Annotated in this window: 7 protein-coding genes and 1 pseudogene; all 8 read left to right on the plus strand. The window is 39.2% G+C overall.

The features are described 5' to 3' along the window. The first annotated feature begins 91 nt into the window (after positions 1 to 91). The 8 genes and pseudogenes from HX021_RS09650 (at position 92) to HX021_RS09690 (ending at position 12374) form a co-directional block, all read left to right on the plus strand. Positions 92 to 796, plus strand: a complete 705-nt coding sequence (locus HX021_RS09650; protein ID WP_286590010.1) for a hypothetical protein — start codon at positions 92 to 94, stop codon at positions 794 to 796. A 3-nt stretch (positions 797 to 799) separates the two neighbouring features. Further along, on the plus strand, positions 800 to 1075 hold the full coding sequence (locus tag HX021_RS09655) for a hypothetical protein (RefSeq protein WP_286590012.1): 276 nt from the start codon (positions 800 to 802) through the stop codon (positions 1073 to 1075). Between the two features lie 439 nt (positions 1076 to 1514). Continuing rightward, positions 1515 to 3002 (plus strand): annotated as a pseudogene (locus HX021_RS09660) (sulfatase family protein). A 358-nt stretch (positions 3003 to 3360) separates the two neighbouring features. Beyond that, positions 3361 to 6480, plus strand: coding sequence for a SusC/RagA family TonB-linked outer membrane protein (locus HX021_RS09670; RefSeq protein ID WP_286590016.1), 3120 nt, complete (start codon positions 3361 to 3363; stop codon positions 6478 to 6480). Between the two features lie 187 nt (positions 6481 to 6667). After that, positions 6668 to 8107: a SusD/RagB family nutrient-binding outer membrane lipoprotein gene (locus tag HX021_RS09675; RefSeq protein ID WP_286590018.1), complete on the plus strand. Its 1440-nt coding sequence runs from the start codon at positions 6668 to 6670 to the stop codon at positions 8105 to 8107. Positions 8108 to 8204: 97 nt separating this feature from the next. Further along, the gene (locus HX021_RS09680; protein ID WP_286590019.1) at positions 8205 to 8630 is read left to right on the plus strand and encodes a tetratricopeptide repeat protein; all 426 of its coding nucleotides are present in this window, start codon (positions 8205 to 8207) and stop codon (positions 8628 to 8630) included. A gap of 246 nt (positions 8631 to 8876) precedes the next feature. Beyond that, entirely contained in the window at positions 8877 to 11207 is a 2331-nt protein-coding gene (locus tag HX021_RS09685) for a TonB-dependent receptor (RefSeq protein WP_286590020.1), read from the plus strand. After that, positions 11208 to 12374, plus strand: a complete 1167-nt coding sequence (locus HX021_RS09690; protein ID WP_286590021.1) for a PepSY-associated TM helix domain-containing protein — start codon at positions 11208 to 11210, stop codon at positions 12372 to 12374. It abuts the gene before it with no gap. Positions 12375 to 12559 lie beyond the last annotated feature (185 nt).

Below are 12559 nucleotides of genomic sequence, written 5' to 3' on the forward strand. Positions count from 1 at the left end.
GGTATTATGCTTTAAGGGTACACTATATTTTTCTTATCCCTTTGATATTTTTATTTCCTATCTTTATAAGTCAACATTAATTAGTTGCGATATGAAACACTATATTATATTATCCTTATTATTTATTGTTGTCCATTGCTCATTAAAGGCACAACATCAAATTGGTGATGGAGTATATTTAGCTCAAGATGGTCCAAATAAAAATCTAATATTAATCACAGATCATTATTTCTCCCTCATAAAGTTTGACAATAAACAGTTCGAGTATACTTGGGGTGGTCCTTTACAACAACAGGGAGACAGTACTTATACCTTGATAGAATACAACACAATTGACTCCACAAAAGTCGGAAAAAAAATAGAACTCGATTATAAAGGCAATACTGATTCCTTACTTTTAAAATTGTCGGGCTCATATCGTCTTTTCTTGAGACAAAAGGCAATTCCGCAGGATTTAGATGCACTATGGAGAATTACAGGCAGACAGCAGGAAGGAAAAATGCATGAAATTCCAAAAAACGATCGGAAGACCATAAAACTATTAGTTGATGGCTATTTTCAATGGATTGCTATCAACCCAGCTCTTAAAGGCTTTTACGGGACAGGAGGTGGATATTATAATTACCGGGATAACCGATATACGGAAAAAATATTATTCTTTTCACGAGATAATAATCGAATTGGTCAAGAACTCAATTTCGATGGAAAATTGGAAAAAACAACCTGGCATCATAAAGGAAAAAGCTCAAAAGGTGATGATATTTATGAAATATGGAGCAAAGAAACAGCTAAATAGCGTATGACAATCACAGAATTTCAGGCAGTAGAAACGGCTGACCAAAGCTGGTCAGCCATACAAAAATCATTGTGGCATGATTCAAAAGGAGACTGGCAAAAAGCACATGATCTCATTGATCATCTGGATACATCCGAGGCGGCTCATGTCCACGCTTACCTACATCGTAAAGAGGGCGACCTCTGGAATGCACAGTATTGGTACAATAGGGCTAATCAGCCTCTGCCTAACTTGAGTTTAGATGCGGAATGGGCTGAGCTCTTCAAGCTATATGTCTAACGATACGCGATCTATTTTTCAGTCCAGTATAAATGATCTGGATAATCAAACAGCAAATTCAAGTAACAAAAATAACACAAAAGAAAACACCTGAGAATTATTAAATATAATGGCATGAATATTGAATATAAATCACTATACTTTAAAAAGTATACTTTTCATAAAATTTAGGTTAATAATTGGTTAGGTTAAACGCTTGAGGCTCCCCGCTTCAAGTGTTTTTTTTAGCATCTCAGTGCGATCCAACTCTTTCTCTTCCTTCGGCTCTTAAATTAACATTTTTCTGACGGCTAATCATAGCAGACAAAAGATAAACCTAAAATTATCACCTATATAATAAAAGAAATATTATCTTTAGTCTTGAATACGATCAACAGACCAGCCCCATATCTTTATTATGAAGCTTAACCTTATTGTTTTGGGATTAACCCTCCTGGGAATGTATAGTCATGCATTTGGACAAAATAGGCCAAATATTGTCATTATTATTTCAGACGATCATGCATATCAAACCATTGGCGCCTATGGAGCTAAATATGGGAAGACCCCTCAGATGGACCGTATCGCTTCACAAGGAGCTATTTTTAATCACGCTTACGTCAACAATTCCATTTGTGGTCCTTCGAGAGCTACTTTATTAACAGGGAAATACAGCCATAAAAATGGATTCAAAGATAATGAAACCTCAGAATTCGATTTTAATCAGGATCTATTTGTCAAACAACTTCAACATGTGGGCTACAAAACGGCCTGGGTTGGAAAAATCCATCTTGGAGATCAACTACAAGGCTTCAATTACTATGACATTCTCGTTGGGCAGGGAACATATTTTAATCCCGATTTTATCAATAAAAGTGGCCGCCAGCGTACAGAAGGTTATGTTTCTGATATTGTCATAGATAAAGCCTTGAATTGGCTTGACAGTTTGGACAGAAAAGATCCCTTCTGTTTAATTATAGGACATAAAGCCACCCACCGGACATGGATGCCAGATCCAAAAGATTTTGGCCATTATGACAGTATCAAATTTGAATTGCCCAGCACCTTTTATGACAATTATGAAAGTCGCCTAGCAGCCCAGGAACAGGAAATGTCCATTGCCAAAGACATGCAGATGGGCTATGATCTCAAAATGTTCGATACATTGGAAGAGATGTTGCAGGATGGAAATTTCAAACGCATGAACCAAGACCAAAAAGACAAGTATATCGCTTATTATAGACCCATTTATGAACAGTTAAAACAAAAAAAATTCAACAAACAACAATTGGCTGAATGGAAATACAATCGATATATGGTGGATTATCTTAATACTGCTCAATCCATGGATCGAAATATTGGCAAGGTTCTCGATTATATTGACCAACATGGGCTAAAACAAAATACTATTGTGATCTATCTTTCTGATCAAGGCTTCTATATGGGGGAACATGGCTGGTTTGATAAACGCTGGATGTATGAAGAATCTTTCCGTACTCCGATGTTAATGCGTTATCCCCAACTCATTGGGCCAAAAACACAAATAGATGCAAAACTTGTCAATGCAGATATCGCTCCTACCCTACTTGAATTGGCCAATATCAAAAAACCTTCCGATATGTAAGGAGAGTCCTTTGTACATGTCCTTAAGCATCCAACAGAAGAACACCTCAAAGATCTATATTATCATTATTTCGAAAATGGAGAACATGCGGTCAGCCCACATTTCAGTGTTCGAGATGACCGATATAAACTGATTCGCTACTAAAATCGAACAGAGCAATGGGTACTATTCGATCTAAAAGAGGATCCCCGAGAATTACGGAATGTTTATCATGATCTTCGATACAAGGCGACTGTCATAGAAATGAAAAAAAAGCTTGTTGAACAGATGCTGAAATTTGATGATAAAGAAGCCGAAAATATATTTAAGCAACCTATTGATTAGACCTGAAAATGTGATATCAGGCCCTGGCTTCTTCAAAGCTTGACTCCCCGGTCCAAAACGACCATCATTTAACCGGGGCTGAGCTTCTGCTCGACCAGGCCGGATATAGAAAATAAATAAACAGAGGATCCTCCGGATTGAAAAAAAGCTTTCTGACTATAAAATTACAAAAAACAAAAAAACAAAGTATAGTTATCAGGTAGATTTTATATATTTGCATTAACATTTTTTAACACATGAAATTAAATGCATTATATACACCTGAAAAACGAATGCTCTTAGGGGATGTTTATCATTGAAATTTGAAACATCTCCTATAACCACCTAAACACAATCCATTCATTTTTAAACAATTAATATGACAAAAAATAACATAAATTTTGTCGTAATGGCTGCATTTTGCTTAAGTTCCAGCACGCTATACGCTCAGTCTACTATAAAAGGTAAAGTAGTTGACAATAATAATACACCTATCCAGGGTGCCACAGTAACAAACACAAACAGTAAACAGCAAGTTCAGACAGGCGCCAATGGAACTTTTGAGTTACCCGCCAGTAGTGGCTCATTGCATGTTCTGGTCCAATATATTGGTTTTGACTCCAAAACTGTACAGCTCAATGCAACAGGACTAACAACAATCCAGCTTTCCCCAGCAAATGCCTTATTAGATGAGGTGGTTGTCACCGCATTAAATATCTCCAAAGAAAAGAAAACATTGGGATATGCTATCCAGGAATTGAAAGGCAAGGATCTTTCTGAAGCAAAAGAAAGCAACCTAGTCAATTCACTTGCTGGTAAAGTAGCGGGGGTCCAGGTAACCAATAGCCAAGGCAATATGGGATCTTCTCGAATTATCATTCGCGGGGAAACATCCATTGCCGGAAACAATCAACCCTTATTTGTTATCGATGGCACACCTGTTGACAATTCGCAATTAGGCACCAGTGGAAACCGTGATTATGCCAATGCGATTTCAGATATCAACAGTGAAGATATCGAATCGATTAGCGTGTTAAAAGGCCCAAATGCAGCAGCTTTATATGGTTCAAGAGCAGCTGCCGGTGTGATTTTGATAACGACCAAATCTGGCAAGAAGCGCAAAGGACTCGGCATCAATATCAACTCGAACAACACTATTGAACGTATTGCGGTTCTACCTGACTATCAAGATGTTTTCGGACAGGGTGCTGATGGTAAATTTAGCTATGTAGACGGTAAGGGCGGTGGAATCAATGATGGTGTCGATGAAAGCTGGGGTCCAAAAATGGACGGTCGGTTAATTCCACAGTTTTATTCCAATGGAGAAGCAGTACCATTTTTGCCACACCCAAATAATGTACGGAGCTTCTTTGGAACCGGTAGAACCTTAAATAATGGTATTTCCATTGCTGATGCCACGGATAAAATTGATTACCGATTTTCATATAATAATTCGAATCAAACAGGCATTGTTCCAAATTCTTCAATTGAAAAGAACAATTTTAACGTCAATACCCGATACAAGATTACAGAGGACCTAACCTTAACGGCAAACGCGAATTATGTACGAACCAATTCAGGCAATTTGCCAGGTGTAGGAGGATTCCGTTCCAATGGTTACATGCTTCAGTTTACTTGGTTTGGACGCCAGGTGGATGTTTCCCGCCTCAAGAATTACCGGGATGAGAATGGCAATCTGATCAACTGGAATAATAGCTATTACAGTAATCCATATTTTATCGCAGAAGAAAATACCGTGCAGCAGCAGCGGGATCGTATTTTTGGAAACATTGGCCTGAATTATAAAATCAATGAATTTCTGACTGCAAATTTCCGTACAGGTAACGATTATTATACTGACAGACGTAAAATACGCATTGCCTATGGTACCAATGGTACTCCTTATGGTTCTTACGAGGAAGATGCTTATACGGTAAATGAGAACAACACAGAATTTACATTGAATTATGCCAGACCACTTTCCCCTGATTTTTCATTGGATATTCTAGGCGGTGCAAATATACGTAGCCAATCCCGCCAGCGAAATAATCAGAAAGCACCACGTTTGGCTGTTCCGGATGTATATACGCTAGCAAACTCCAGAGATGCCTTGATTTCAACAGGTGAATATAGTCCACTAAAAGCTTACAGTATCTTTTCCTCAGCACAGCTGGGTTATAAGAATTATGCCTTCTTGAATCTAACGGCACGGAATGATTGGTCATCCACCTTACCTGTGGATAACCTTTCTTATTTTTATCCTTCTGCAAATGCAAGTGTAGTCCTAACAGATGCATTTTCCATCCAGAGCAACCTGTTGTCCTTTTGGAAACTGCGTGGCGGATGGTCAAAAGTCGGCAAGGATACAGATCCCTTTAGTTTAATCGATTCTTATCTGTTCAGTGCTCCTTATGGAGACAGTCCGCAGCTTTCGGTCAATGACATCAAGAAAAATCCAGACCTAAAGCCCGAAACTACTTCATCTACCGAACTGGGTACTGAATTGGCTTTTTTCAAAAATCGGGTACATTTAGATTTGAGTTTATACAACATCAATAGTATCAACCAGATTTTGGCTGTGGATGTGAGTCCTTCCACAGGCTATAAAAAACAGCTTGTCAATGCCGGAAAAATTAACAATAAAGGACTTGAAATTCAATTAGGTGTGACAGCCTTAAAAAAACCGGATTTCCAATGGGATATCAATGTCAACTTTGCATCAAATAAAAGTAAAGTAGTCGAATTGGATGAGGCCGGTCTATTACAAAGCTATACCATTGGTTCATCTGGTTCAGTACAAGTTCTGGCAGCAGTCGGGAAACCTTATGGAACGCTCTATGGTACAGGTTTCTTACGGAACGAAGATGGACGTCTTATTGTTAACGCCGATGGCACCCCTGCCACAGATCCCGTTAACCATTATTTTGGCAAATTTACTCCGGATTGGTTGGGAGGCATCACCAATCAGTTTCGCTACAAAGACTTCGACTTAAGCTTCTTGATCGACATTAAGCATGGCGGAAAACTTTACTCGGGCACGAATGCTACGGGTAGAGGCACAGGCGTGCTTGCATCCACTCTTCCGGGAAGAGATGCAGCGCATGGTGGATTGAGTTACACTGTAAACAGCACCACTTATGATGATGGCATACTTGTAGATGGAGTAAATGCTGATGGTAGCGAAAACACAAAAATTGTTTCAGCACAGCAATACTACAAAACACTTTATAGAGTCAACGAAGCAAATGTGTTTGACGCTTCTTATATTAAATTACGTGAGGTAAAATTGGGTTATCAATTGCCAAATCATTGGATCACCAAAATTGGTTTTCAAGGGGCCTCCTTTGCTTTAGTCGCTCGAAACCTGTGGATCATTCATAAAAATGCACCTAATATTGACCCTGAAACAGCATTCAATACAGGCAATGCCCAAGGCTTAGAAAGCCTGCAGTTACCTACGACAAGAAGCTTTGGCTTTAACTTAAATTTCAAATTCTAAGCATAGGAGACTGTCATTCATTAAAACAAACTGATTGTATTGAATTCATTTGCCAATCATGACAGTCAGTACTACTGATCAAATATAAAATAGATGTATTTGATTTCAAATAATTGATCAACAAAACAATTATATCTGACAAGTGGATTAGCTTGGATTATCAACATATATAAATAACTATTCAAGAATGAAAATAGATTTCAGACAAATCGCAGGACTCTTCCTATTACTAGGCTTAACAATATCTTGTAAAGATGAGTTAGCAAAAGTAAACCAAAACCAAAATGAGGCCGAAACGCCCCAGCCAGCCTATCTCCTGACCAGTACAATTAAAACGACAGCCGATAGTTACTGGGGAGTTAGCAACAACCTCGCTTCGAGTCTATTGTTTGTACAGCATTGGGCCAGGATACAATATACAGATCCAGACCGTTACATTTTTACGAACAATGACTTCAACGAAGGATGGTCAACCTGGTATTCTAAAAGCATCAGCCAACTGAAAATTATTCAAAGGTTATCTTCGACCACAGAAAATGACAACTATAAAGGCGTTGCACTTGTATTGCAGTCCTGGATCTTTTCCTTGCTGACAGATGCCTATGGTGAAATCCCCTATACAGAAGCAGGAAATATTGATGAGTTTTTAACACCACATTACGATACACAGGAAACGGTGTATAAAGGACTCTTAAACGATCTCAAAAATGCTCAAACTTTATTAAACGTTGACGGTAAAGGTATAGAAGGGGATATTCTATATAGTGGCAATATAGCACAATGGAAACGGTTTGCCAATGCACTTCGATTACGCGTGGCATTACGCATTGCTGACCGGCTACCAGACCTTGCCAAAACTACCTTACAGGAGATCGCTGCAGAAGGAAGTGGATATCTAAACTCGAATACCGACAATGCGAAGCTTATCTATCGTGACGCCCCTTACCGCAATCCAGTCAGTGCATCGTTTGAAGCAAGGGAAGACTATCGGATAAGCAAAACAATGGTGGATAAACTACGCGGTCTGAATGATCCTCGTCTTGGAATTTATGCTGACACCACAACAACATCCACTCCTGAAAAATACATCGGTGTCCCAAATGGCCTAACGTCAAGCGATGCCAGCAACCTGGGGTTTGCCCGTACATCAAGACCAGGTATTTATTTCCGCGAGCCAAAATCTCCAGCTGTCATATTAAGCTATGCTGAAGTACTTTTTGGTTTGTCTGAGGCGGTTAGTAGAGGATTTATCACAGGTAATGCTACAAATCTCTATCAACAGGCGATCCGTGCGTCTTTGGAACAGTATAACATTGAGAATAATTTAATTGTTGATTACCTCAACCAATCAGCAGTAAAATTCGATCCAAAGGTCTACAAAAAATCCATCGGTGAGCAGAAATGGATCGCCCTATATGGGCAGGGGCTAGAAGCTTTTGCGGAATGGCGTCGTTTAGATTACCCACAATTAACACCTGCCAAAGCAGGAGCATTAGGAGGGAAAATCCCACTGCGCTTTTTATACCCAGGCACAGAGCAATCCTTGAATGGGACCAATTACCAGGCGGCCATCGCTCGCCAGGGCAACAATACCTTGCTTACTAAACTGTGGTTTGATGTAGAGTAAATACAAAGTCCTAGATAAAAAAACGGAGAAAATAATTTCTCCGTTTTTTTATTGATAGAATTCTTATCTTAGTATGGTACGCTAAAGATTTATTGTTATGGATGATCAAACATTAGACAGAATCGACCAACTTAGTGAAGAAGGCAATGCCTATTGCGATGAAGAAAACTACGACCAAGCCATTCGGGTATGGAGTGAAGCCTTGGCCTTAATCCCCAAACCACAGCATGTGCATGTAGAAAGCCTATGGCTGGAAGCCTCCATAGGGGATGCCTATTTTCTGCAGGATGACTTCGAAAATGCACTCTCCCATTTTGAAAATGCGAAAAACAATATCATAGAAAATGCATACGAAAATCCATTTATCATGCTCCGCCTGGGACAATGTTATCTCGAATCCATCAATACAGAAGCCGCACAAGAATATCTTCTTCGTGCCTATATGATGGAAGGAAAAGATATCTTTGAAGATGAGTCCCCAAAGTATTTTACATTTCTGAGCAATACAATTGATTTGGATTAAAAAGCATTTTTTATCTTGTTCAGGGGCTAAAATGTCCCGCCACACCTCCCCCGGATCAACCTTCGTATCCATACGCATGGATTAGACCTCAAGTGTCATAACCATTCGCTATGATCTGCCATCGGCCCTTGTCACCCGATACATAACAGTTCAAATATTTCCATTAAAAAACTTCATTTATATAAGCTATAAAAAATAAAATATTTTATATTTGCATCAATTTATATTTGATCTAAATAAACTACCATGAAAAACAGAACACGCTATTCGATGTTCACCAGTGGAATTCTCATACTTTTAAGCTCATTATCCAAGGCACAAGAAGTATCGCTTATCGTAAAAGACAAAGATAATAAGCCATTACACCAGGCCAATATCAAGCTCAACGGAAAAAGTGTAGGTTATTCTGATCAAATGGGCCAATTTAAACTCCATAAAATACCGGCTAATAATCCCCTACTATTTCATGTTTCATACACGGGTTTTTCCCCAGTTGAAAAGAGGATCAGTTTGGATACCCTTAAGGGACCGATCCAGTTCCAGTTAAATACCACACAGACATTAGATGAGATTATTGTCACAGCAGGTCGTAGACCTGAGAGCATCTCAACGGTCCCCTCTTCTGTGTCTATTCTGACAACAAAAGAGATCGAAGCCCAAAGTCAAATCAGTACCAACCTATCCACAATTTTGGGAAACACCATTCCTGGATTGGGTACTTCAACCAATAAAGCCACAAATGCTGGGCAGACCCTGCGTGGACGTTCGGTCTTGGTTTTAATAGACGGTATTCCCCAATCCACCCCCTTAATGAATGGACAACGGGATCTACGCACCATTGACCCCAGCGTGATTGAACGCGTCGAGGTCATTAAAGGGGCTACTTCGATTTATGGAAATGGTTCTGCTGGAGGGATTATCAATTACATCACACGTACCCCATCAAAAGAATCCTCTCCTATCCAGGGGATAACAAGTTTAAGGACAACATTCAACCCCATCCATTCCGCTGGAACCATGGGCTATCGAGCTGCACAGACATTATATGGTAAGAAAGACAGATGGAACTATACAGTCAGTGGCTCAGCAGATTACATTGGCCTACAACGTGATGGCGATGGAGTTCCATTAGGTCAAACAGATGCACTTTCCAATACCTATCAATACAATGCTTTTTTAAAGGTCGGTTATAGTATTGACAAGAGTTCTGACTTAACGGCTGTCTATAATTTCTATCGGAGCAATCAGCACAATAGATATATTAGCCAAACCGGTATATATGGCCAAAAACCAACCATAGGAATAAAAGGAGATGATCCTGGCCAACCAGCAGGAACGCCCTATAATCACAATGCGATGCTTACCTATACCAAAAGTAGCCTTTTCTCCTCAACATCCTTGGTAGCATCCGCTTATTATAATACATTTCGGTCAATGAACCGCTATGTTGAAAAAGCTTCTGCATGGTATGGCCCTGGGCAGACACAGATCAATTCAGAGAAAAAAGGACTGCGCATCAATCTCAATACACCATTCCACATCATAGGATCCCCAGCGGATATCACGTATGGGCTGGATCTATTAAATGACGTTACAGACCAAAACCTTACCGATGGCAGAGTTTATATTCCGTATATGAACATGCTCAATGTCGCACCATATGCTCAACTGAAAATTGACTTTTTGGAAAACCTGATTTTCAAAGGAGGAGTCCGATATGAAAATGCAACTGTCAAGATCAAAGATTTCAACACGATTGCTACAGGGCCCAATAATGAAGGAAGCATTGCTGTAAAAGGAGGTAAAATACCCTATAAAGGGGCAACTTTCAATGCGGGCTTACGCTACAATAAATACGCTCTTTTTAACCCATTCATCAGTTTCTCACAGGGTTTTGCCATCAACGAACTTGGCCGTATTGTACGTAGAGCAACAGATAATGACCTGGATAGCCTAAAAACAGATCCTATCATTACCAATAATTATGAAGTAGGGTTTTCAAGCAATTATAGTATTTTCCAACTGTCCGCTTCTTATTATTACAGTACTTCCAAAATGGGGGTCGAACTAGTGGATATTGGTGGATATTTAATGCCACAGCGCCTGCCTGAAGATGTCTACGGTTATGAAATTGCTTTAAATGCCGACATTTGCCCTCAAATCACCATAGGAGGTACTTTTGCTTATGTAGAAGGAAAATCAAAAAAAGAAGACGGAACAAAGTCATATCTCAATGGCTCCCGGATATCTCCCATTAAAGCAACAGGCTATCTCTACTATACCCCAATTAAACCTTTGAGCTTCCAGTTATTCTGGGTGCACACCGGTTCACGTGACCGCTTCCTCCCTAATGACAAAGGCGCCTATAAAAACAGTGAAGGACCGGTTACTACAATAGATCTCTTTAACCTTAACGGAAATTATCAGATCAACAAACAATGGTCATTGGGTATGGGGATAGAAAATCTATTCAATAAAAATTACTACCCTGTAGTAAGTCAGTATCGTGCCTTAAACGAAGAATATGTAAAAGGACAGGGAATGTTGGCATCATTTAACGTTAAGTATAAGTTCTAAATGCTGAAAAAAATCATCCTTTGGTTACATAAATGGTGCGGCATTATCACAGGTATCGTGGTATTCATTTTAGGTACTACAGGCTGCATATATACTTTTCAGGATGAACTTAAATTATGGGCATATCCAGAAAAATACATGATCTCCGACACCAGTGTCACAGTAGCGCCATTACCCTTAAGTACTCTTTTATCCAATGCGCAAAACAGCCTGGGAAAAGATCAAAAAATTACACGTATAGACCTTTACCCCGCAAAGAACCGGACCTGGATTTTTCGGGCCCTGAAAACAGATGAAACAGCCTTTGGGCATTGGAATTATTACAGTTATTTCAAAAGGGTATTTATAAATCCATATACGGGCAAGGTACAACATATTGAAAATTCAAAGACTGAGTTTTTTCAATTAATGCTTCAGCTTCATCTCAATCTTTTATTAGGTAAAAAATATGGACATCCTATTGTGGGTTGGTCCACGACTCTTTTTGTCCTTATCCTTTTAAGTGGTATTATCCTGTGGTGGCCAAAGAAATGGAAAGGTAAGACCCTGCGTAGAAGCCTCTGGTTAGATACAAAAGTGAAATGGAAACGTTTAAATCACGATCTCCACAATGTGATCGGGTTTTATAGCCTGCTCGTCGGTCTGATCTTTGCCATTACAGGCCTTTTATTCACCTTTCCTACTTTTAAAAACATATATATTAACGCATTTAATGCATTTTCAAAGACTGAAAACACCGCTAAAGCAGTCCACAACGCCCCACTACCGTTACGCTATGACCACGTTCAGGATAATGCGTTAGTATATGCGATGGCACAATATCCAAGAGCTGAGATGCTTTCCATTCGATTAAAAAAAGAAAGTGACCAAGAAATCGATATTCAAGTCAGACGGTATGAAAAACGAACAGGAGTATTCCATTGGCTATATTTTGATCCAAAGACTGCTCATCTGACACATGTCAAATCTGGTGATCAATTACCATTGGGAGATAAACTTGCCACATTGAATTTTGATCTCCATACAGGATCTATTGGCGGGCTTATCACGAAAGTAATCGCCTTCATCTTTAGCCTTTTTTGTGCTTCATTACCCATAACAGGCTATATGATCTGGCTCAACAAAAGCAGAAAGAAAAAGAAGAAGAAATTATCCACAAAATGTTAATAAGTGCTGTTAATAACATCAAATTAGTTCCAAACAGTTTATCAACACAGTTACCAACATTATGTGGATAACTCTACAGGTACTTGCTCCCTACCGACCCACGCAAAATAATCATTACCTGTTCAATTAGTAAACTACCAGCAAAAACTTAACAACATTCAAATCCTCCACCCCATAAACCAAAA

It is taken from the genome of Sphingobacterium sp. N143 (assembly GCF_030325625.1).
In the GTDB taxonomy this organism is placed as follows: domain Bacteria; phylum Bacteroidota; class Bacteroidia; order Sphingobacteriales; family Sphingobacteriaceae; genus Sphingobacterium.

Excerpts from the sequence above, each read along its gene's own strand:
- HX021_RS09650 (WP_286590010.1), top strand. The coding sequence starts at position 92 with ATGAAACACTATATTATATTATCCTTATTATTTATTGTTGTCCATTGC.
- HX021_RS09655 (WP_286590012.1), top strand. The coding sequence starts at position 800 with ATGACAATCACAGAATTTCAGGCAGTAGAAACGGCTGACCAAAGCTGG.
- HX021_RS09670 (WP_286590016.1), top strand. The coding sequence starts at position 3,361 with ATGACAAAAAATAACATAAATTTTGTCGTAATGGCTGCATTTTGCTTA.
- HX021_RS09675 (WP_286590018.1), top strand. The coding sequence starts at position 6,668 with ATGAAAATAGATTTCAGACAAATCGCAGGACTCTTCCTATTACTAGGC.
- HX021_RS09680 (WP_286590019.1), top strand. The coding sequence starts at position 8,205 with ATGGATGATCAAACATTAGACAGAATCGACCAACTTAGTGAAGAAGGC.
- HX021_RS09685 (WP_286590020.1), top strand. The coding sequence starts at position 8,877 with ATGAAAAACAGAACACGCTATTCGATGTTCACCAGTGGAATTCTCATA.
- HX021_RS09690 (WP_286590021.1), top strand. The coding sequence starts at position 11,208 with ATGCTGAAAAAAATCATCCTTTGGTTACATAAATGGTGCGGCATTATC.